The 22083-nt window shown below is 66.2% G+C and carries 21 protein-coding genes; 6 read left to right on the top strand and 15 right to left on the bottom strand.

Annotated elements, in window-relative coordinates; translation table 11 throughout:
• The first annotated feature begins 46 nt into the window (after nt 1–46).
• A complete protein-coding gene (gene coaA, locus ACTXG5_RS12105) occupies nt 47–985 on the top strand; it encodes a type I pantothenate kinase (protein WP_445163870.1) in 939 nt (312 codons plus the stop codon).
• A gap of 83 nt (nt 986–1068) precedes the next feature.
• Here the strand turns inward: coaA and ACTXG5_RS12100 are convergent, their stop codons facing one another.
• The 7 genes from ACTXG5_RS12100 to ACTXG5_RS12070 form a co-directional block, all read right to left on the bottom strand.
• A complete protein-coding gene (locus ACTXG5_RS12100) occupies nt 1069–1485 on the bottom strand; it encodes a hypothetical protein (RefSeq protein WP_445163869.1) in 417 nt (138 codons plus the stop codon).
• Between the two features lie 157 nt (nt 1486–1642).
• On the bottom strand, nt 1643–2731 hold the full coding sequence (locus ACTXG5_RS12095) for a methyltransferase (RefSeq protein WP_445163868.1): 1089 nt from the start codon (nt 2729–2731) through the stop codon (nt 1643–1645).
• 23 nt (nt 2732–2754) lie between these two features.
• Nucleotides 2755–3843, bottom strand: a complete 1089-nt coding sequence (locus tag ACTXG5_RS12090) for a methyltransferase (RefSeq protein ID WP_445163867.1) — start codon at nt 3841–3843, stop codon at nt 2755–2757.
• A gap of 49 nt (nt 3844–3892) precedes the next feature.
• Nucleotides 3893–4981, bottom strand: a complete 1089-nt coding sequence (locus ACTXG5_RS12085) for a methyltransferase (RefSeq protein ID WP_445163866.1) — start codon at nt 4979–4981, stop codon at nt 3893–3895.
• 49 nt (nt 4982–5030) lie between these two features.
• Complete coding sequence (locus ACTXG5_RS12080; protein WP_445163865.1) at nt 5031–6119, bottom strand: methyltransferase; 1089 nt, start codon at nt 6117–6119, stop codon at nt 5031–5033.
• A gap of 190 nt (nt 6120–6309) precedes the next feature.
• Nucleotides 6310–7686 carry a hypothetical protein gene (locus ACTXG5_RS12075; RefSeq protein WP_445163864.1) on the bottom strand — a complete coding sequence of 459 codons (1377 nt, stop codon included), beginning with the start codon at nt 7684–7686 and terminating at the stop codon, nt 6310–6312.
• 8 nt (nt 7687–7694) lie between these two features.
• Nucleotides 7695–8483 (bottom strand): (2Z,6E)-farnesyl diphosphate synthase, encoded by a 789-nt coding sequence (locus ACTXG5_RS12070; RefSeq protein WP_445163863.1) that lies wholly within the window; start codon nt 8481–8483, stop codon nt 7695–7697.
• Nucleotides 8484–8638: 155 nt separating this feature from the next.
• Between ACTXG5_RS12070 and trhA the strand changes: the two genes are divergently transcribed.
• The gene (gene trhA / locus ACTXG5_RS12065) at nt 8639–9376 is read left to right on the top strand and encodes a PAQR family membrane homeostasis protein TrhA (RefSeq protein WP_445163862.1); all 738 of its coding nucleotides are present in this window, start codon (nt 8639–8641) and stop codon (nt 9374–9376) included.
• 7 nt (nt 9377–9383) lie between these two features.
• Here the strand turns inward: trhA and ACTXG5_RS12060 are convergent, their stop codons facing one another.
• Genes ACTXG5_RS12060 through mca form a run of 3 tightly spaced genes read right to left on the bottom strand, consistent with a single transcriptional unit; the run spans nt 9384 to nt 12566 of the window.
• Nucleotides 9384–11408, bottom strand: a complete 2025-nt coding sequence (locus tag ACTXG5_RS12060; protein WP_445163861.1) for a thioredoxin domain-containing protein — start codon at nt 11406–11408, stop codon at nt 9384–9386.
• Entirely contained in the window at nt 11395–11697 is a 303-nt protein-coding gene (locus ACTXG5_RS12055; RefSeq protein ID WP_445163860.1) for a hypothetical protein, read from the bottom strand. The genes ACTXG5_RS12060 and ACTXG5_RS12055 overlap by 14 nt, the downstream gene beginning before the upstream one ends.
• Entirely contained in the window at nt 11694–12566 is an 873-nt protein-coding gene (gene mca, locus ACTXG5_RS12050) for a mycothiol conjugate amidase Mca (protein WP_445163859.1), read from the bottom strand. The genes ACTXG5_RS12055 and mca overlap by 4 nt, the downstream gene beginning before the upstream one ends.
• A 124-nt stretch (nt 12567–12690) precedes the next feature.
• Between mca and ACTXG5_RS12045 the strand changes: the two genes are divergently transcribed.
• Together ACTXG5_RS12045 and greA are read left to right on the top strand one after the other, a co-directional pair.
• On the top strand, nt 12691–13125 hold the full coding sequence (locus tag ACTXG5_RS12045) for a DUF4307 domain-containing protein (RefSeq protein WP_445164382.1): 435 nt from the start codon (nt 12691–12693) through the stop codon (nt 13123–13125).
• Nucleotides 13126–13339: 214 nt separating this feature from the next.
• Nucleotides 13340–13834 (top strand): transcription elongation factor GreA, encoded by a 495-nt coding sequence (gene greA, locus ACTXG5_RS12040; RefSeq protein ID WP_445163858.1) that lies wholly within the window; start codon nt 13340–13342, stop codon nt 13832–13834.
• Between the two features lie 29 nt (nt 13835–13863).
• On the opposite strand, the gene ACTXG5_RS12035 is transcribed toward greA, so the two are convergent.
• From ACTXG5_RS12035 to ACTXG5_RS12020, 4 genes are all read right to left on the bottom strand, one after another.
• Nucleotides 13864–15030 (bottom strand): cystathionine gamma-synthase, encoded by a 1167-nt coding sequence (locus ACTXG5_RS12035; RefSeq protein WP_445163857.1) that lies wholly within the window; start codon nt 15028–15030, stop codon nt 13864–13866.
• Nucleotides 15031–15083: 53 nt separating this feature from the next.
• Nucleotides 15084–15767 carry an RDD family protein gene (locus tag ACTXG5_RS12030; RefSeq protein WP_445163856.1) on the bottom strand — a complete coding sequence of 228 codons (684 nt, stop codon included), beginning with the start codon at nt 15765–15767 and terminating at the stop codon, nt 15084–15086.
• A gap of 109 nt (nt 15768–15876) precedes the next feature.
• Nucleotides 15877–17295 (bottom strand): cystathionine beta-synthase, encoded by a 1419-nt coding sequence (locus ACTXG5_RS12025; protein WP_445163855.1) that lies wholly within the window; start codon nt 17293–17295, stop codon nt 15877–15879.
• Between the two features lie 87 nt (nt 17296–17382).
• Entirely contained in the window at nt 17383–18450 is a 1068-nt protein-coding gene (locus ACTXG5_RS12020; RefSeq protein ID WP_445163854.1) for an alpha/beta hydrolase, read from the bottom strand.
• A 239-nt stretch (nt 18451–18689) separates the two neighbouring features.
• Between ACTXG5_RS12020 and ACTXG5_RS12015 the strand changes: the two genes are divergently transcribed.
• Both ACTXG5_RS12015 and ACTXG5_RS12010 read left to right on the top strand, forming a co-directional pair.
• Nucleotides 18690–19625, top strand: coding sequence for an SGNH/GDSL hydrolase family protein (locus ACTXG5_RS12015; RefSeq protein ID WP_445164381.1), 936 nt, complete (start codon nt 18690–18692; stop codon nt 19623–19625).
• A 92-nt stretch (nt 19626–19717) separates the two neighbouring features.
• The gene (locus ACTXG5_RS12010; RefSeq protein ID WP_445164380.1) at nt 19718–20935 is read left to right on the top strand and encodes an acetyl-CoA C-acetyltransferase; all 1218 of its coding nucleotides are present in this window, start codon (nt 19718–19720) and stop codon (nt 20933–20935) included.
• 71 nt (nt 20936–21006) lie between these two features.
• On the opposite strand, the gene ACTXG5_RS12005 is transcribed toward ACTXG5_RS12010, so the two are convergent.
• Nucleotides 21007–21852, bottom strand: a complete 846-nt coding sequence (locus ACTXG5_RS12005; protein WP_445163853.1) for a Bax inhibitor-1/YccA family protein — start codon at nt 21850–21852, stop codon at nt 21007–21009.
• Nucleotides 21853–22083: the final 231 nt, after the last annotated feature.

The raw sequence follows: 22083 nt of genomic DNA, 5'->3' as shown, positions 1-22083 counted from the left end.
CCAGCCCAGCCGTGTGGCACGCGATCGCCCCTGCCACACTGGCACTATGCCGCGGCTGAGCGAGCCGAGTCCCTATGTGGAGTTCGACCGAAAGCAATGGCGCTCGCTCCGCATGTCGACGCCGCTGGCCCTCACTGAAGAAGAACTTGTCGGCCTGCGTGGTCTCGGCGAGCAGATCGACCTGCTCGAGGTCGAAGAGGTGTACCTGCCGCTGGCCCGGCTCATCCACCTTCAGGTCGCGGCCCGGCAGCGATTGTTCGCTGCCACTGCGGAATTCCTCGGCGAGCCGCAGCAGAACCCGGACCGGCCGGTGCCGTTCATCATCGGCGTCGCCGGCAGCGTGGCGGTCGGAAAGTCGACCACCGCCCGTGTGCTGCAGGCGTTGCTGGCCCGCTGGGATCACCATCCCCGGGTAGACCTGGTGACCACCGACGGCTTTCTCTACTCGAATGCCGAGCTGGACCGGCGAAACCTCATGCACCGCAAGGGTTTTCCGGAGAGCTACAACCGCCGGTCGCTGATGCGGTTTGTCACGTCGGTCAAATCGGGTTCCGACCACGCGTGTGCGCCGGTCTACTCACACCTGCGCTACGACGTCATCGCCGGGGCCAATCACGTGGTCCGGCACCCGGACATCCTGATCCTGGAGGGCCTCAACGTACTGCAGACCGGCCCGACCCTGATGGTGTCGGACCTGTTCGACTTCTCGCTGTACGTGGACGCCCGAATCGAGGACATCGAGCAGTGGTACGTGTCGCGGTTCTTGGCGATGCGCAGCACCGCGTTCGCGGACCCGGAATCGCACTTCCACCACTACTCGGCCCTCAACGACACGAAGGCCGTCGCGGCTGCGCGAGAAATCTGGCGGTCGATCAACCGGCCCAATCTGGTCGAGAACATTCTGCCGACGCGCCCCCGCGCGACCCTGGTGCTGCGCAAGGACGCCGACCACTCCATCAACCGGCTGCGGCTGCGCAAGCTCTAACACGCTCGAACCCCGAAATGGCCGGAGCGGGGCGGATCTCCGCAGGGTCCAGCGGAGGCGCCCCGCACCGGCGGGAAGGGGAGTTACGCGGGCTGCAGCCGGCGCAGTCCCAGGTACTGCAGTCTCGCGAAAGCCGCGGTGTAGACGCCACCGCCCAGCGTCGCGACCACCCCGGTCGCGGTCATCGGCACCGCTTCCACCGCCACAACCGAGCCCAGCGTGAACACGCTGTTGGCCACGACGACACCGACGCCGGCACTGCGCAAGTTCGGCCACGCCGCCAGGCTGAACACCACCAGGCCGTAGAGCACGAAAAAGGCGCCCAGGGCGTATTCCAGGTCGGAACTCAGGCCGGTCAGTGAGGACAGCGGGTCGGCGAAGAAGGCCACGGCCAGACCGAACAGCCCCGTCAACGTGGCATCTGCCCGCATGGCGAAGCGCAGCAGCGAGTCGGTCGCGGCGTACAGGTGCCGGGTTTGTATGCCAGATACAGCGGACATGTGATTACTCCTCGCGATGACGATTTGTGTCGAACTGGTTTGAGCGTGCCGCCAGAGCACTGCCATATCGACCCGTGGCACTGCCAACTGCTGCCACGCAAGAGAAGACCAGGGATTTCTTCCGGGTATTCCCGTGATCGGCGGTGAATGCGGATTGTTATACGGCGACCGCCTCGACGACGCTGAACGGAGACGTCGTGTTCACCACCCGCTTCATGCGGAAGCCGGCACGGTCCAACAAGCGGCCATACTGGGCGCCGGCGCGCTCGCGGGCACCCACCACGAGAAGCATTTCCAGGTCACCCCAGTTCCCCAAAAATTCGCGGTCGTGCCCCGGAATGACGAATTCGACGAGCAGCACGTGCTTGCCCACGTCGGCCACCTTCCGCACATTGCTGAGAATTTGCACGGCGTCGTCGTCGGGCCAGTCGTGGATGATGTGCTTCAGCACATATGCATCGCCGCCCTCGGGTATCGCGTCGAAGAACGATCCCGGAACGACTGTCACCCGGTCCTGCACCCCGCGTTCCGCCATCACTGCCGGGGCGCCCGCCACCACGTGGGGCAGGTCGCAAAGGACCCCGCGGGCCCGCGGGGCGGCTTCCAGGATCGCGGCGAGCAGCCGTCCGTGCCCCCCACCCACATCGACGATGGTGTCGTAGCGGCTGAAGTCATAGCCCGCGACGACCGGCGCGATCGCGAGCTCGGAGACGCTCGTCATCGCGGCGTTGAAAACCTCAGCGAATTCCGGCTCGTCGGCGAGGTATTCGAACATCGGCTTGCCGCGCAATTCCGGGACGGCGGGGCGCCCGGTGCGAATGGCATCAGTGAGGTGACTCCAATGCTCGCGATGCTGGGGTGCACCCACAAACCGGGCCAACCCGCGTAGCGACACCTCAGCGTCACTGCGCAAGCAATCCCCCAGCGGAGTGAGCTCGTAACGGCCGTCGCGGCGCAGCCGGAATAGACCCCGGCCCGTCAAGCCCCGCAGCAGTCGGCTTACGGCGTCGGCATCGGCATTGACCGCACTCGCCAGCTCGTCGACGGGCAGTGGCCCCTTGGCCAGCGCGTCGGCAATGCCGAGATCGGCCGTCGCGGTAATCGCTTGCGCAGCCCAAGCATTCATGACCATCTCCATCACCGCGATCGGTGGTGGAACCAAGCGTTGCTGCAGCCGACCGAGGCGATGCCGAGCCATCTCGATGATCCGTGCGACGTGAGCGGCCGGAATTCTAGACGCAAACATCGGTGCTCCTGGATAATTCAGCGTTACACGGCAATTGCCTCGACAACGCTGTACGGCGAAACCGTTTCCACCACCCGCGTCATCCGGAATCCAGCACGGTCGAGCAATTCGGCATACCCCGCGGCGGTGCGCTCGCGGGCGTCGAATTCGACCAGGATTTCCAGGTCGAGCCAGTTGCCCACGAAATCGCGATCGTGTCCGGGAAGAACCATTTCGACCAGCAGCACATGCTTGCCGAGCCCGGCCGCCTTCCGCACGTTGCGCAGGATCTGCAGCGCCTGGTCGTCGGGCCAGTCGTGGATGATGTGCTTGAGGACATAGGCGTCGCCGCCCTCGGCCACGTTCTCGAAGAAGGAACCTTCGACCAGCGTGACCCGGTCGGCCACCCGATGCTGTTTGAGCAGCGGTGGTGCGTCCGCAATGACATGGGGCTGGTCGAACAGAATCCCCCGGGCTTGCGGCGTGGCATTCAAGATCGCGGCCAGCAGCCGACCGCGCCCACCGGCGACGTCGACGATCGTCCCGTAGCGGCTGAAGTCGTAGCCCGCGATGACCGATGGGATCGCCAACTCCGAGATGCTGGTCATCGCGTCGTTGAAGCGCTCGTCGAGTTCCTTTTCCTGCGCCAGGTATTCAAAAATCGGTTTACCGCGCATTTCGGATACAACTTCCCGGCGGGTGCGGATCGCGGTCGTGAGACGGCTCCAGTGCTCGCGAGGCTGGGGAGCACCGACATATCGAGCCATACCCCGCACCGAGATATCGCTGTCGCTGCGCAGCGTGTCCGCCAGCGGGTTGAGGGCGTAGCGCCCGTTGCGCAGTTGACGGAAGACTCCGCGACCGATCAAAGCCCTCAGCAGGCGAATGACGGTGTCGGCGTCCGCGTCGACCGCGTCGGCCAACTCGTCGGCCGACAGTGGCCCGTTCGCCAGTGCATCGGCGATGCCGAGGTCGGCCGCCGCGGTAATCGCCTGCGCAGCCCAGGCATTCGTGATCATTTCCATCATCGCCGCCGGTGGCGGAACCATGCGTTGGTGCAGCTGACCGAGGTGATGCCGAACAATCTCGACGGTCCGAACAACCTGAGTGGGCGGAACTTTAAGCGAAAACATCAGTACTCCTTACACAATCGGTAATGCACACGGCAGATTTGCCTCAGCGCTAGACGGCGACCGCTTCGACAATGCTGATCGGCGAGGCCGTTTCGACCACCCGCGTCGTGCGGAATCCGGCGCGGTTCAGCAGGCGGCTGTATTGACCGGCGGTGCGCTCGCGGGCGCCGGCTGTGACGTGCATTGCCAGGTCCATCAGGTGGCCGGGGAATTCACGGCCATGCTGCGGAATGACGAATTCCACAATCAACACATGCTTTCCAAGCCCGGCGGCTTTCCGGATGTTGCCAAGAATCTGGACGGCTTCGTCGTCGGGCCAGTCGTGGATGATGTGCTTGAGGACGTAGGCGTCGCCACCCTCGGCCACGGTCTCGAAGAAGGAACCTTCGACCAGCTTGACCCGGTCGGCCACCCGATGTTCCTCGAGTATTGCCGAGGCGCCCGCGACCACGTGCGGCTGGTCGAACAGAATGCCACGAGCTTGTGGCGTGGCATTCAAGATTTCGGCCAAGAATCGACCGTGCCCTCCGGCGACGTCGACGATCGTCGAGTAGCGGGTGAAGTCGTAACCGGCGATGACCGGCGGGATCGCGAGCTCGGACATGTCAGTCATGGCGTTATTGAAGATCTCGTCGAGTTCCGGTTGCTCGGCCAGATACTCGAAGTAGGACTTACCGCGTAGTTCCGGGGCAACGGCTCGGCCGGTGCGAATCGAGTCGGCGAGGTGGCTCCAGTGCTCCCGGTCCTGAGGTGACCCGACATACCGGGCGAGTGCCCGCAACGAGACATCGCTATCGCTGCGCAGCGTGTTCGCGAGCGGGTTGAGGGCGTAGCGCCCGTTGCGCAGTTGACGGAAGACGCCGCGGCCGATCAAGGCCCTCAGCAGGCGACTGACGGTGTCGGCGTCAGCGTCGACCGCGTCGGCTAACTCGTCGGCCGACAGTGGCCCGTTGGCCAGCGCATCGGCGATGCCGAGGTCGGCCGCCGCGGTAATCGCCTGCGCCGCCCAGGCATTCGTGATCATCTCCAGCATCGCCGCCGGTGGCGGAACCATCCGTTGGTGCAGCTGACCGAGGTGATGCCGAACAATCTCGACGGTCCGAACAACCTGAGTGGGCGGAACTTTAAGCGAAAACATCAGTACTCCTTACACAACCGGTAATGCACACGGCGGATTCGCCTCAGCGCTAGACGGCGACTGCTTCGACGACGCTGTACGGCGATACCGTTTCGACCACCCGCGTCATCCGGAAGCCGGCGCGGCTCAGCAGTCGGCTGTACTGGGCGGCGGTCCGCTCGCGGGCGCCGGCTCCGACGAGCATTTCCAGATCCAGCCAGTTACCCGGAAATTCGCGGTTGTGCTGCGGGATAACGAATTCCACGATCAACACATGCTTGCCGACGCCGGCCGCTTTGCGAATGTTCCCAAGGATCTGCGCCGCCTCGTCGTCGGGCCAGTCGTGGATGATGTGCTTGAGGACGTAGGCGTCGCCACCCTCGGCCACGGTCTCGAAGAAGGAACCTTCGACCAGCTTGACTCGGTCGGCCACCCGATGTTCCTCGAGTAATGCCGAGGCGCCCGCGACCACGTGCGGCTGGTCGAACAGAATGCCACAAGCTTGTGGCGTGGCTTTCAAGATCTCGGCCAAGAATCGACCGTGCCCACCGGCGACGTCGACGATCGTCCGATACTTGCTGAAGTCGTAGCCGGCGATGACCGGCGGGATCGCGAGCCCGGACATGTTTGTCATGGCCTCATTGAAAATCTCGTCGAGTTCTTTGTCCTCGGCCAGGTACTCGAAGATCGGCTTACCGCGCAAGGCAGGGACAACCGATCGGCCGGTGCGAATCGCGTCCGTGAGGTGGCTCCAGTGCTCGCGGTCCTGGGGTGACCCGATAAATCGTGCGAACGCGCGCAGCGAGGTATCAGCGTCGCTGCGCAGCGTGTCCGCCAGCGGGGTGAGGTCGTAGCGCCCGTCCCGGCGCCGACGGAAAACGCCTCGCGAGATCAAGGCCCTCAGCAGACGACTGACGGTGTCGGCATCCGCATCGACCGCGTCCGCCAACTCGTCGACCGACAGCGGTCCCTTGGCCAGCGCGTCGGCGATGCCCAGGTCGGCGGCGGCAGTAATCGCTTGCGCGACCCAAGCGTTCGTGACCAGTTCCATCATCGCGGCCGGCGCCGGAAGCATACGTTGGTGTAACTGACCGACGTGGTGCCGGACTCTCTCGATGGCCCGTGCGAGTTGGTTCGTCGGAATAGTCGGCGAAAACATAAGTCCCCCCAGCAGACTCGGGATGATCACGGTGCCGGCCGGTCGGCCGCACATACCCGTATTCGTTGCCAGTCCACCCGAAGATGGACGGGAGAGCCATTACAACCACCGTTGTCATCCTGATAACGCTTGCCGGTGGTGACACAAACCACAGTGTGGCGGGCGTTACCGCGCCCGCAGCGGCGCCGGGCTACTCGCTGGGGACGCCGACACGTCCGCGAAGATCAGCGGCGATCAGCCGAGCCGCGGCGTTCTGCCAGTTATGCAACGAACGCTGTGGGACCTCCGTCACCAACCACTGCCAGGCCTGCCGCGCGGTCGGATCCAGACCCGAGGCGGTGGCATTCTGCGCGTACGCGCGCACCCCGACGACGTAGGGGAAATACAGCGAGTTGTAGTACCGCCACTGTTCGGTGGTTCCGAAATCGCCGCCGTCACGCGGCTTGAGCCGCCCGATGCCGTCGGCCAGAACGGCCTTGAGTTCGTTGGCCCGCTCGACCGGGTGGTCGGGCGCTCCCCGGGCGGCCAGCCGCTCGTCGATCACGGGCAATGCGGTCAGGGGACTGGCGACCAGCTTGGTCAGGTCACCGTAATGGCCCAGGGCCCGGCGGGTGAGCCTGGCGAAGGTTTCGTCGTCGACATCGTCGAGCGGATACACCGACCGCAACGGCAGGGCCGCCCCGGTGTGCCGCAGCGCGGCCCGATCCGCCTGCAGCGCAGGCGATTTCGAGAATGCCAGTCGGTCGAGCACCCCGGCCAGCGGGTCGGCCAACACCTGCACCGCGAGGGCGATCGCCAGGATGCTGAACAGCAGCACCGTCAGCGCGGTCTGTGCCGCGGGCTCCGTGCGGGTCAGCGTCAAGCCGATCAGCACCTGACCGCCGAACAGCGCAGCCACCACCACCGAGCCGGCGAACGAGCGCAGCATGTCGGCGCGCAGCGCCTGGCCCTCGTCGAACGCGTCCCACAGGGCGACGGCGACCCCGAGCGAGAGGACGTCGAAACTCGTAGACGCCAGCGCCAGCCAGCTGGGCACCAGACCCAGCGGAATGATCAGGATCGCATTGCCCAGCGCGAAGAACAGCGTCGCGACGACGGCAAGCCCGACGGCCCGTCGCGGCCGGCGCGGCCGCCGAAGCGCGACGGCCATCGCGCCCAGGGTGGACACCGAGATCACCGCGAACATCAGCCAGTGTCCGGGCCGTAGCGGCCCCTCGACGCTGCCGGCCAGCATTGCCCCGAACAGGGTCAGCGCGGCGACCCCGGCCACCAGCAGCAGCTCACGGGTGCGCGCCCGCCAGCTGTCGCTCGGCTGCGACAGCTCGACGAGCACCGCGAACCACGCCACGCTGGGAACGGCAACCAAATAGATCTCGACGTGGCTGAGCAGCCCGGCCGGTGCTTGCAGAGGGTTGGTGGTGCGCACCGCATCCAGGGCCACCACCAGCGCGAAACCGCACAGACCGATGGCCGCCAGCACCAGCACCGGTTTACGCGGATCACGAGCCAGCAGATACAACCCGAGCCAACCGCTCAGCGCGAACACCACTGCCGATAGCGCAGCCATCTACTCAGCTACTTACCGTGCCGGCGATCCCGCCGGCTGTAGTCACGCAGCGCGCGCAGAAAATCGACGCGGCGAAATGCGGGCCAGTGCGTGTCGCAGAACCACATCTCCGAATAGGCGCTCTGCCATAGCAAAAACCCGGACAGCCGTTGCTCACCCGACGTGCGGATCACCAGGTCCGGGTCGGGCTGCCCGGAGGTGTAGAGGTTCTCGGAGATGGCGTCGACGGTCACCGCGTCGAGCAGCTCCTCGCCGGTGATGCCGTTGGCGAGTTCCTTGCCCAACAACGCGCGCACGGCGCCGACGATCTCCTGCCGGCCGCCGTAGCCCACCGCCACGTTGACGTGGAAGGGCGCGACGCTGGGCGTGGACTCGACAGCACCCCGCAACCGGCGGGCGGGCTCCTCGCCGAGCAGCTCCAAGTCCCCGACCGTGCGCACGCTCCAGCGATTAGCCGGTGCACAGATCTCCTCGACGACATCGGTGATGATCTCGATCAGCCCGGCCAGCTCGTCGGGATCGCGTTGCAGGTTTTCGGTGGACAGCAGATAGACGGTCGTCATTTCGACGCCAGCTTCCTGACACCACCGCAGCATCTCGGCGATCTTGGATGCGCCCATCCGGTAGCCGTAACTGACGTCCTCGTATCCCGCGTCGCGGGCCCACCGCCGGTTCCCGTCGCACAGCACGGCGATATGCCGCGGCAGCTGGGACTTCGAGGCGGCCAGACCCTGCCGCAGTCGCAGCTCGTAGACGCGATACAACGGGTCTTTGAGGCGCGGCGAGATAATCTCCACGAAGATCCACACTACTGTGAAGGGCAATGAATTCCCGGTCGATTTGTGGGATTTCGCCGCCTTCGAACCCCCGGCCATCCGGCCGGTGCGGACTAGTGTTTACCGATGTCAGGTATTGGCAATTTGACCGCCATCCGAGCAAGGCAACAGGAGACATGAGCGGCCGAAGCAGCACTGTCACCGATCCAGAACCCGACTCGCAGGGGATCGCGGCCAACGCCGCGCAGCATCTCGTCGAGGGCGTCGCCCGGGTACTGACCAAACCGCGCTTCCGCGGCTGGATTCACGTCTACTCGGCCGGGGTCGCCGTTTTCGCCGGCGCTTCGCTGGTCGCGGTGTCCTGGGCGGTGGCGTCCACCCGCGCCGGGCTGGCGACGCTGTTGTACACCGCGGCCACCATTGTCATGTTCACCGTCAGCGCTACGTATCACCGCGTGCACTGGAAGTCCGCTACCGCCCGCAAGTGGATGAAGCGGGCCGACCATTCGATGATCTTCGTGTTCATCGCCGGCAGCTATACCCCGTTCGCGTTGCTGGCCTTGCCGCCGGCCGCCGGGCGGCTGGTGTTGTACGTCGTGTGGGGCGGGGCGGCGGCCGGAATTCTGCTGAAAATGTGCTGGCCGTCGGCGCCGCGCTGGGTGGGCGTGCCGCTCTATCTGCTGTTGGGGTGGGTAGCCGTCTGGTTCACCGGGTCGATCCTGCATAACGCCGGCGTGACCGCGATGGTGCTGCTGTTCGTCGGCGGCGTCTTGTACAGCATCGGCGGCATTCTTTACGCGCTGCGCTGGCCCGATCCCTGGCCCTCGACGTTCGGCTACCACGAGTTCTTCCACGCCTGCACCGCGATAGCGGCCACCTGCCACTACATCGCGATGTGGTTCGTGGTCTTCTGAATCGGCGCTACTGCGCGGCCACGCCCAGGGCGGCGGCCAGGTCTGCCGAGCGCGTCACCGGTAGGTCGCAGAGGCGTCCCCGGCACACGTAGGCGGCATCGGCGCCGGTCACCCGATCCCGGCCGACCAGCAGGGCCGACGAGTCCATCTTGCCGCCGATCACGACCGCCCCGCCGGGCGCCAGCCGGCGGGCGTCGGTCAGCAGCGGCGACCGCGACGAGTCGCAGGCGATCGCGATCTGTAGCGGGCCGCGGATCGCGGCTTCGGCGACGGCAAGCCAATGCCCGGCCGACCGCGGAGCCCGGGCCAGCAGTACGGAATGCGCGGTGAGGGCCTCGGTCGCCGCTTGCAGGTACCGCGGCGCTTTGTCGCTGGCGACCAGGTGCGCCGCGGTCAGCAGCGCTTCGGTGATCGTCGACGCGCCCGACGGGGTGGCCCCGTCCAGCGGGTCGGCCGGCCGGAGCATCAGCTGCTCGGCATCGTCGGCGGTGTCATACCAGCGGCCGGGTCGGTGCGGATCGGCGAAATGTGCCAGGGCGGTGTCGAGGAGCGCGCATGCCGCCGTCAGCCAGACTTCTTCGACGGTCAGCTGGTAGAGCGCCAACAGTCCGGTGGCCAGCGTCGCGTAGTCCTCCAGGATGGCGGCGCTGTCGCCGACCACCCCGCCGAGGCTGGCCCGCCGCAGCCGCCCGTCGACGAGGTGCAAGTCCAGCAGCGCCGTCGCGCAATGTCGCGCCGCGCGGGCAAGTTCGGGTTCTTCCAGGGCCACACTGGCCTCGGCCAGCGCGGTGATCGCCAGCCCATTCCACGACGTGACGACCTTGTCGTCGCGTCCCGGCTGGGTTCGGGTGAGCCGGGCGCCCAGCAGTTCGGTCCGCACCCGGTCCAACCGTTGCGGATCATCGGGTTCGCTGGGCAACTGCAGCACCGACGTCCCGTGTTCGAAGGTGCCGGACTGTGTGACCGCGAAAACCTCGGCGGCCCAACGGCCGTCGTCGGCGCCGAGCACCTCGGTCAGTTGTTCCGGCGTCCAGACATAGGTCGAGCCCTCGCTGCCGGCGGCGTCGGCATCCAGCGACGACGTGAACATCGCGCCGTCGGCCAGCTCGTCGAGCAGAAATCGCGCGGTCTGCGCGGTGACCCGGCGGGCCAACGGATCTCCGGTACGCCGGGCCCAGTGCGCGTAGGCACGCAGCAGCAGCGCGTTGTCGTAGAGCATCTTCTCGAAATGCGGTACGACCCAGGCGTTGTCGACGCTGTACCGGGCGAAGCCACCGGAAAGTTGGTCGTAGATGCCGCCGCGGGCCATCGCGTTGCCCGCGTGCGCGACGGCCTGCAGCGCCGCCGGTGATCCGGTGCGCTCGTAGCTGCGCAGCAGGGCTTCCAGAGCCGCCGACGGCGGGAATTTGGGCGCACCGCCGAACCCGCCGTGCACGGTGTCCTGGTCGGCCAGCACCGCGGCGACCGCGTGATCGCACAGCGACGGATCGATGTCCGGGCCCCCAGAGGGCACCGTCAGGAGCGCCCCAGCCATCTTGCGCAGCTCGCCCGCGATCTGGTCCGATGCCTCGTCGACCTCGCCACGGCGTCCCCGCCAGGTTTCGGTGACAGCCGAAAGGAGTTGCAGAAAACCGTCTTTCGGGTAGTAGGTGCCGCAGAAGAAGGGCCGGCCGTCCGGTGTCAGGAAGCACGTCATCGGCCAACCGCCCTGCCCGGTGAGCGCGACGGTGGCATTCATGTAGACCGCATCGATGTCGGGTCGTTCCTCGCGGTCGACTTTGACGCAGACGAATCCCGCGTTCATCGCGGCGGCAACCTCGTCGTCCTCGAACGATTCGTGCGCCATCACGTGACACCAGTGACAGGCGGCATAACCGATCGAGAGCAAGATCGGCACATCGCGTGCCGCCGCGTCGGCCATTGCCTGCGGCGTCCACTGCTGCCAGTGCACCGGGTTGTCGGCATGTTGACGCAGATAGGGGCTGGTAGCCAGCCCCAGCGTGTTCGTCGAAGACGATTCAGCCGGGCTCATCGCCGGGTCCTGACGGCCGGGTGGATCCGTTCGCCTGCCCGGGGGCTTCGTCAAGGGGTGGCCGGACCGCATCGGTGCCCTCGTCGGCAGCCTGATCGGGCTCGGGGTGGATGGGGTCGAAGGATTCGGGCACCTTCTTCAGCTGCCGGTTCATCGAGCGCAGCAGAAACAAGGTGGCGATCAACAGCAGCACGACGACCAGCAGCCCGATGGGGCTGGCCTTGCCGAAATCGGGCCCGGTGTTGTGGGGGGTCCCGTCAGCGATCACCGTGAGTAAAAGGTGGCTCACCGGTGGTTCTCGATTCCGGCAAAGAGGTCGTCCTCGGGCAGGCTGACGGGGATCTGCGAGCGAGCCAACTCGAACTCCTCGGTCGGCCATAGTCGCTGCTGCCAGGCGATCGGGGCGGCGAAGAAGTCGGCCTTGGGGTCGATCTGGGTGGCGTGTGCGCGCAGCGCGTCGTCGCGCTGGCTGAAATATTCCGAGCACTCCACGCGCGTGGTGACCCGGGACTCGAACGGATCGTGCTCGGCATCCCACCACTCAAGCCATTTCTTGAACGGGGGCTCTTGGCCATGCTTGACGGCCTCGTCGTGGAGCAACTGCATCCGCTGGCGCAGGAAGCCGTGGACGTAGTAGAGCTTGGACACCGCCCAGGGCTCACCGGCGTCCGGGAAGCGCGCATAGTCGCCGGCCGCTTCGTAGGCACCGATTGAAACCTGGTGGCAGCGAATGTGATCCGGATGCGGATAGCCGCCGTTCTCGTCGTACGTGGTGATCACATGCGGCCGGAACTCGCGGACAACGCGCACCAGCGCCTCGACGGACTCCTCCAACGGCGCCAGCGCGAAGCAGCCCTCGGGCAGCGGCGGTAGCGGATCCCCCGTGGGCAGACCGGAATCGACGAAGCCGAGCCAGGTGTGCTCGACGCCGAGAATTTCGGCCGCCTTGGCCATCTCGTCACGGCGAATTTCGGTGATGTGCTCTTGCACATCGGGCAGATCCATCGCCGGGTTGAGGATGTCGCCGCGCTCGCCCCCGGTCAATGTCACGACCAGCACGCGGTGACCCTCGTCGGCATACCGGGCGAGTGTGGCCGCACCCTTGCTGGACTCGTCGTCGGGGTGGGCGTGCACCGCCATCAACCGCAGTTCGCTCACATGTCCCCTTGTCGGTCCGCCGGTCTCCCTTTCGACCCTATAAGGACCTTATAATTCCAGTTCCCCCATGTTGCACGCTGTCCGCCGTGGCGCGGCAGCCCAGGAGTCCACCAGTGAAACAGGCATGACCCCGCCTTCCATTCCGCGTCCCGAGGCCCGCTATGGGCGTTCGCGACTGTCTCGCGTGTCGCGGCGCCGGGTGGCCATCGCGCTGGGTGTGCTGGTCCTTGCGGCCGGCGTTGCCGTCGCGACCGTCGGCTATCAACGGCTGGGCACCAGTGACGTCTCGGGTTCACTGGCCGGCTACCAGGTGATCGACAACGAAACCGCGTCGGTCACGATCAGCGTGACGCGATCTGACCCGTCGCGACCGGTGGACTGCATCGTGCGGGTCCGCGCGAAAGACGGCAGCGAGACGGGCCGACGCGAGGTCCTGGTCCCACCGTCGGTGCAGGCCACGGTGCAGGTCACGACGACGGTGAAATCCTCCCGGCCGCCGGCGATGGCGGATATTTACGGATGCGGCACCGACGTACCGGGCTACCTGCGCGCAGCCTGACTGGTCACAAAGGCGAACCTCGAATGACGTCATCGGCTGTTTGCACAGTGGTAACATGGATGAATGCACGGTTCCTGCTGGGACCGTGTATTGCTGCATTAGCGGCCGTGAGCACGACGGAACGGCGGCAAGGGGCGGGACCTAGAAACTCCCTGTAGCGGAGTTCAGAGACTTACGCGGCTACGCGGAACGACACGACGAGGAGCACGACGAGATGACGGACACTCAGGTGACCTGGCTGACCCAGGAGTCACATGACCGACTGAAGACCGAACTCGATCAGCTGATCGCGAATCGTCCCGTCATCGCCGCGGAAATCAACGACCGCCGCGAGGAGGGCGACCTCCGGGAGAACGGCGGATACCACGCCGCCCGCGACGAGCAGGGCCAGCAGGAGGCCCGCATCCGCCAGCTGCAGGACCTGCTCAACAGCGCGAAGGTCGGCGAAGCGCCCAAGCAGTCCGGCGTCGCGCTGCCTGGTTCGGTGGTGAAGGTCTATTACAACGGCGACAAGTCGGACAGCGAGACGTTCCTGATCGCCACCCGCCAGGAGGGTGTCAACGAAGGCAAGCTGGAGGTGTTCTCGCCGCTCTCACCGCTGGGCGGGGCCCTGATCGACGCCAAGGTCGGCGAGACTCGCAGCTACACCGTGCCCAATGGCAACACCGTCGAGGTCACGTTGGTCAGCGCGGAGCCGTATCACTCCTAGTTCTGTCGCGGACTAGGTTCTGTCGCGGACTAGCCCAGGGCCTGTTCGAGATCGGCCAGCAGGTCGGTGAGATCCTCGATGCCCACCGAAAGCCGCACCAGGTCGTCGGGTACTTCCAATTGCGAACCGGCCGTCGACGCGTGTGTCATCGCGCTGGGGTGCTCGATCAGCGACTCGACCCCACCCAGCGACTCGGCCAGGATGAACACCTTCGTGCCGGCACACAGCTTTTCGGCGGCTGCCCGGCCACCGCGCATCCGCACCGACACCATGCCGCCGAAGCCTGCCATCTGCCGCGCCGCGACATCATGCCCGGGATGGGTGGGCAGACCCGGATAGAGCACCGTGCTCACCGACGGATGCCCGGCCAGGAATTCCGCTACGGCCAAAGCGTTTTCGCTGTGCCGCTGCATCCGCAGCACCAGGGTCTTCAGGCCGCGCATCGTCAAGTAGGCGTCGAACGGGCCCGGCACCGCGCCCGCCCCGTTCTGCAGAAAGCCGAACGCGTCGTCGAGCGCTTTGTCGTTGGTGACCAAGGCGCCGCCCACCACGTCGGAGTGGCCCCCGATGTATTTGGTGGTCGAGTGCAACACGACATCGGCGCCCAGCGTCAAAGCCTGCTGCAGCGCCGGCGAGGCAAAGGTGCTGTCCACCAATACTTTTGCCGAGTGACGCTTCCCGAGTTCAGCAATGGCCGCGATATCGGCGATGGACAACAGCGGATTCGTCGGGGTTTCCACCCAAATCAGCCGGGTCTGCGGCGTTATCGCGGCCCGGACAGCGTCCAGGTCGGACAGCGCGGCCGGCGTGTACCCCACGCCCCACTGGGTAAAGACCTTGTCGATCAAGCGGAATGTGCCGCCATAGGCGTCATTTGGGATGACCACGTGGTCTCCGGGCCGCAGCATCGCTCGCAGGGCACAGTCGGTCGCGGCCATCCCGGAACTGAACGCCCGCCCGAACGCGCCGCCTTCCACCGCCGCCAGCGACGCCTCCAGCGCGGCCCTGGTCGGGTTGCCGGTGCGCGCGTACTCGAACCCGCCGCGCAGGCCCCCGACGCCGTCTTGGGCGAACGTGCTGCTGGCATAGATCGGAGCGTTCACCGCCCCGGTTGCCGGATCCGGGCGGTAGCCGGCGTGGATGGCTTTGGTGGCCAGGCCGTTGATTCCGTGGTGTCCGCTACGGTTTTCGCTCATCGACGATCAGCCTAGTGAGCGACGGACGATCACGTCAGGCGCACCCGAACACCTCAGATCGGCAGGACGACCGTCGTCAGGATCTTGTCGGCCAGCGTCTGCCGTTTGGGGTCCCACAACGGAAACAGGAAACCAATGAAGCAAATGACCGCATCGACCAAGTGGGCGAGGTCGCGCACGACGGACAACCCGAATCCGATCGGCTGTCCGCTGATCTCACTGACCACCTTGATCTTCATCACCGTCTTGCCGAGACTCGATCCGGTCGTGCCCTGGCGGTAGCCACGGTTCCAGAGCCAGTAGGCCAAGCCCACCAGCGTCGCCAGCCATTGCGCCAACTGGCCGATCATCGAGGGCTGGCTGGCGCAGTACTGGCTGACGTCGTACTGCGTGATGTCGGTGACGCAGGTCGACTGTTGGGTCGCGAACATGATCCCGGTGCCGATGCCCTGCACGATCGCGTAGGGAAGGTAGTCGATGATGAGCGCCAGCACCCGGGTGATCCACGGCGTGTAGGAGTCCGTCGGCAGTGCGCGGATTGCCGGTGCGGGCGGCGGCGGCGGGGCATATCCACCGGAAGACGGAGGAGGCGGGGGGTAGGAACCGCCGCCGGGTGGCGGAGGCGGTGGAGGGTACGAGGCACCCTGCGGCGAAGGAGTGGGTTCATACCCGCCGGATGGCGGTTCGTAGCCACCAGGTGGTTCAGGCGGCGGGAAGGGCGGCGGTTGATCGGTCATGGGCAACCTTCCACTGCGGGGTAGCTGGACCAGGCCGCATTACAGTACCTGAGGGCTACCCTTCGCGGAGGTTTCGGGCGAGGGCCGGATCAGCTGGCCGGCGGCGTCGTCAACGCCGCCCTGCCTGTACCCGAGGTCCGTCCGACAGGAAGCCCAACAGGTCATACCGGGTGATCACCCCGACCGGTTTTCCTTCCTCCACGACCATCAACGCATCCCACTCGCGCAACGCCTTTCCGGCCGCGCTGACCAGCTCGCCGGCACCGATCATCGGTAACGGCGGACTCATGTGCTCGGAGACGGCGTCGGCCAATTTGGCGCGACCCTCGAAGACGGCCGAGAGCAGTTCGCGCTCGGACACACTGCCGGCCACCTCACCGGCCATCACCGGCGGCTCGGCGCCGACCACGGGCATCTGGGACACCCCGTACTCACGCAGAATGCCGATCGCGTCGCGCACCGTCTCCGACGGGTGGGTGTGTACCAGGTCGGGCAGCGCGCCCGATTTCCCGCGCAGCACGTCACCGACGTGCGGCTGCTCGGTCGAGCCGTCGAGGCGGGTACGCAGGAAGCCGTACGACGACATCCACCCGTCGTTGAAGATTTTCGACATGTAGCCGCGGCCCCCGTCGGGCAGCAACACGACGACCAGCGCGTCGGGCCCGGCCTCCTCGGCCACCTTCACCGCGGCCACCGCGGCCATTCCGCACGAGCCGCCGACCAACATCGCTTCTTCCCGAGCCAGCCGCCTGGTCATGTCGAACGAGTCGGAGTCGGACACCGCGATGATCTGGTCGGGCACCGTGGGGTCGTAGGCCGCCGGCCAGAAATCCTCGCCGACGCCCTCGACCAGATAGGGCCGGCCACTGCCGCCCGAATAGACCGACCCTTCGGGGTCGGCGCCGACGATGCGGACCGGTCCTTCTGGCCGGCCGGCCGACACCTCCTTGAGGTACCGTCCCGCGCCGCTGATCGTGCCGCCGGTGCCGATGCCGGCGACGAAATGGGTGACCTTGCCGTCGGTGTCGGCCCAGATCTCGGGGCCGGTGGTTTCGTAGTGGCTGGCCGGGCCTTCGGGGTTGGCGTATTGATCGGGCTTCCAGGCGCCGTCGATCTCTTCGACCAACCGGTCGGAGACGCTGTAGTAGCTGTCCGGGTGCTCCGGCGGCACCGCCGTCGGGCACACCACCACCTCCGCGCCGTACGCGATCAGCACGTTGCGTTTGTCCTCGCTGACCTTGTCCGGGCAGACGAACACGCACTTGTAGCCGCGGTGCTGGGCAACCAGAGCCAGACCGACACCGGTGTTACCGGAGGTGGGCTCGACGATGGTGCCGCCCGGCTTGAGCAACCCGCTGGCCTCGGCGGCGTCGATCATCTTCACCGCGATGCGGTCCTTGGAGCTGCCACCCGGGTTGAGGTATTCGACTTTTGCCGCAACAATTCCAGCGCCGGCGGGGACGACGGAGTTCAGGCGAACCAGCGGGGTGCCGCCGATGATGTCACTGATGTGCCGCGCAATTCGCATGCGTTCATCGTGTCAGGCCATTTCTGGCCGCGCACACCCACTCTCGATGCGACCGAGAAACCGGGCTCGAGGCGAAGAACCGAGCGGCTAGCCGGTGGCCTCGCGGATGTACTCCCCGATCTGGCGCAGCGAACGGACCGCCTCGGGCACCAGCGGCGCCGCCAGCTGAAAGTCGTGAACTTGGCCGGGCCAGACCCGAACCTCCGCCGGAACACCAACCGCGGCCAGCCTGCTTGCCGCTAACTGCGCGTCATGCAGCAGCACCTCGGACCCGGAGACGTGGATCAGCGTGCGCGGAAGGCCGGGTTTGATGTGCTCCAAGGGTTCGTAAATCTCCTCGGCCTTGCCGCCGACGATGTTCTTCTCGGCCGCGCTAGCAACCAATTCGACCAGCGCGTCAAAAGCCTTTGCGGAAAACATCGCGTCGGTCTTGATGTTGGGATGCGTTTGCTTGTATTCCTTTGCTAGCTGCAGCAGTGGCGAGATTGCGACCAGCGCCGCCGGCTCCTCGCCTTCCTCCTGCAGCCGTTGCGCGAGCGAGAGGGCGAGATAGCCGCCCGCGGAGTCGCCGGCGAGAACAATCTGTTCCGGCTCATAGCCGCGCCGCCGCAGCCATTGATAGGCGTCGTGACAATCTTGCAGCGCCATACCGACCGAATGCTTCGGCAACAGCCGGTAATTGACCACCAGGACGGGCGAGTCAGCAAACTTCGAGATCGCTTCGACCACACGGCCATGCGAGTTTGCTCCGCACGTCAGGAAGGCTCCCCCGTGGAAGTAGAGCACCATCCGCCGGGTGCCGTCCGCGGGCAGCACCCCGGGGGCGCGCACTAACTGTGCCGACGCATTCGGCAACGTCACGGTCTCGCGGACGGTGGCGGAGACGGGCAGCAGGACCCGGGCCGCGAGGTCGATGAGCCCCCACGGCCATGGCATGTTGGGTGCGTAGCTGCCGGCCGCCAGAATTGGCCGGATCGTCACGCGTGAGGCCAGAGTGGCTACTCGTGCGGGGACGCTGGGCCCGGATTCTAAGACCTCGACCGGTGCGCCATCACTGATGGCAAATTTGCGGGCCTCGGCCCTCCGTGACTTGAGCACGTCACGTAAGTGCGCGGCATTCCGGGGTGCACCGGAAACCTTGCTGGGTGCGGTCATGCTCGACACTCCTACGCCGTTGTAGTGCGATACAGCATGTGACGAGCTAGCCAAGCGCCCAGTTCATTTCGTGCGCCGAGTCGTTCAGCCAACCCGTTAAACTTAGCTTCGCAGGCATTTCTTAAGAGAACGTTTGAAGAGTCTGAATTGATACCACATTTGATTCACAACGTGACCGCATTGTTCCTCGGGTGTCCGCGCAAACACGACAGCCGATCTAAACTGATCCCGTGACTTGGGTGCGACGTAGTTCGACAATCGCCCTGGCCACAGCGGGCGCACTCGCCTCGACAGGGACGGCCTATCTGGGCGCACGCAACCTGCTGGTCGGCCAGGCGACGCGCGCGCGCACCGTCATCCCCAAGGCCTGGGACATCCCGCCCCGCGCCGACGGCGTGTACAGCCCGGGCGGCGGCCCGGTGGAACGGTGGCAGCGCGGCGTGTCCGCGGACCTGCACCTGATGATCTTCGGGGACTCGACCGCCACCGGGTACGGATGCGTGAGCGCCGAAGAAGTGCCGGGTGTGCTGATCGCGCGCGGGCTCGCCGAGCAGACCGGCAAGCGTATTCGGTTGAGCACCAAGGCGATTGTCGGCGCCACTTCGAAGGGTGTGAGCGGGCAAGTCGATGCGATGTTCGTGGCCGGGCCGCCGCCGGACGTGGCCGTGATGATGATCGGCGCCAACGACGTCACCGCCCTCAACGGGATCAGTCAGTCCGCGCGGCGGCTGGGCAAAACGGTGCGTAAGTTGGGTTCGCGGGGCGCGGCGGTGGTCGTTGGCACCTGCCCGGATCTGGGTGTGATCACTGCGATTCCCCAGCCGCTTCGCTCGCTGGCACGCACGCGAACCAGACACCTCGCTCGCGCCCAGGCCGCGGCGGTGCGGTCGTCTGGCGGTGTGCCGGTGCCGCTGGCCAACCTCCTGGCTCCCCAATTCCGCGCCACACCCGAGCTGATGTTCTCGGCCGACGGCTTTCACCCCTCGGCGACCGCGTACGCCCTGGCGGCTGCGCAGCTGCTGGTGGCGCTGTGCGACGTGTTGGGCCAAGAGGTCGAAAGCCCGGTACTCAATCTGGCGGCGCGCGCCGAGACACCCATGCTCAGCGCCGGCCACACGCCGCTGAGTGCCATGTCGCGGCTGTGGCGGAGTTCGGCAGCCCCATCGTCGAACTGACCAATCGGCACCGACTAGATTTGCTTTAGCCCGTCGGGGTGGGTGTCCCACCCTTCGTCACGCGAGCCCGCATCGCCTTGGAGGGAACCGTCATGCCCGAAGCCGTCATCGTCTCCGCCGCCCGTTCGCCGATCGGGCGCGCCATGAAGGGGTCGCTGGTCAGCATGCGACCCGACGACCTGGCCGTCCAGATGGTCCGCGCGGCCCTCGACAAGGTCCCGGCGCTGAACCCGCACCAGATCGACGACCTCATCCTGGGCTGTGGTCTGCCGGGCGGTGAGTCCGGCTTCAACATGGCGCGCGTCGTTGCCGTGGAGCTCGGCTATGACTTCCTGCCCGGCACCACCGTCAACAGGTACTGCTCGTCGTCGCTGCAGACCACGCGGATGGCGTTTCACGCCATCAAGGCCGGCGAAGGTGACGCGTTCATCTCCGCGGGTGTCGAGACCGTGTCCCGCTTCGCCAAGGGCAACTCCGACTCGTGGCCGGATACCAAGAACCCGCTGTTCGGCGAGGCGCAGGAGCGGTCCGCGGCCTTGGCCGCCGGCGCCGACGAATGGCACGACCCCCGGACTGACGGGAACCTGCCCGACGTGTACATCGCGATGGGCCAGACCGCCGAAAACGTCGCACTGCTGAGCGGGATCACCCGCGAAGACCAGGACCGCTGGGGCGTGCGCAGCCAGAACCGTGCCGAGGAGGCGATCAAGAGCGGGTTCTTCGAGCGCGAGATCACCCCGGTCACCCTGCCCGACGGCAGCACGGTCAGCACCGACGACGGCCCACGTGCCGGCACCACCTACGAGAAGATCAGCGAGCTCAAGCCGGTGTTCCGGCCCAACGGCACCGTGACCGCGGGCAACGCCTGCCCACTCAACGACGGCGCGGCGGCGTTGGTGATCACCAGCGACACCAAGGCCAAGGAGCTGGGCCTGACCCCGCTGGCCCGCATCGTGTCCACCGGCGTCAGCGGCCTCTCGCCGGAGATCATGGGGCTGGGTCCGATCGAGGCATCCAAGAAGGCGCTGGAACGGGCTGGCATGTCGATCAACGACATCGACCTGTACGAGATCAACGAGGCCTTCGCGGTTCAGGTGCTGGGCTCGGCGCGCGAGCTGGGCATGGACGAGGACAAGCTGAACGTCTCCGGTGGAGCGATCGCGCTGGGCCACCCGTTCGGTATGACCGGCGCACGGATCGCCACCACGCTGATCAACAACCTGCAGACCCGCGACAAGACGTTTGGCCTGGAGACCATGTGCGTTGGCGGCGGCCAGGGCATGGCGATGGTGATCGAGCGGCTCAGCTAGCGGTAAGCACCGCATAGCGCACGAAAAAGCCGGCACGCCCATGGGCACGCCGGCTTTTTCTGTGAAGCAAACTAATCGTTCTGCAGATAGCTGAGCAGACGCAGGATCTCGAGGTACAGCCAGACCAGCGTTACGGTCAGGCCGAGCGCAACGCCCCACGCCGCCTTCTCGGGTGCTCCGGCGCGGATCATCTGGTCGGCTGCGTCGAAGTCGATCAGGAAGCTGAAGGCCGCGATACCGATGCACACCAGCGAGAAGATGATCGCGATCGGCCCGCCGCTGCGCAGGCCCAGGCCGGTGCCGCCACCGACATGGAACATCGCCAGCACGAAATTGCCGAGCATCAGGACCAGCACGCCGAACATCGCGGCGACCAGCATCCGGGTGAACTTCGGGGTGACCCGGATGGCCCCGGTCTTGTAGACGACGAGCATCCCGAAGAACACACCGAAGGTGCCCAGGACGGCTTCACCTATGAGGGAACCGGCGTTGGCCGACGACACCTGGAAGTTCGCAAAAATGAACGAGATGGCACCGAGGAACATCCCCTCGAGCACCGCGTAGCTGAGCACGATGGCCGGGTTGTCCTGCTTGCGACCAAAGGTCGCGACCAGCACCAGCCCCAAACCGCCGAGCGCGCCGATCAGGGCCAGCGGCCCCGCCAGGGCGCGGTTGGACTCCACGAGGAAATAGGAAACGATCGCCGCGACCGTCAATACGCCGAGCGTGATGCCCGTCTTGGTGACGACGTCGTCGATGGTCATCGGCCGGGTGGCCTTGGCCTGCTGGTATGGAGCCGAGTAGGGGTCGGCCTGGTGGTAGCCCTGCTGCGTCGGGGCCGCGCCAGTGCCGAATTGTGCATATCCGCCGCTCTGCTTGGGCAGCGAACGAAATACCGGGTTGCTTGTCTCCCGCACCGTCGGATCCTCTCTTAAGACTGTGGCTTGGAGCTGTGCGAACACCTGCTCAACGATCAGTCGCCTTACCAAGTTCCCAGCGGAGCTGGGGTTTTCAGGGTATCTCCGGGATCGGAGGCTGTCGTCGGCTTAAACATAATCCTTACCCGCGGGTATCGCTGCTGTTGTCACGATCTAGATTGCTGGTCAAGGCCCGCCGAGGCGACCTGCGGGCACGGATTCCGGCAATGG

The organism is Mycobacterium sp. Dal123C01 (assembly GCF_052566995.1).
This window is presented reverse-complemented; position numbering and strand designations above follow the sequence as displayed.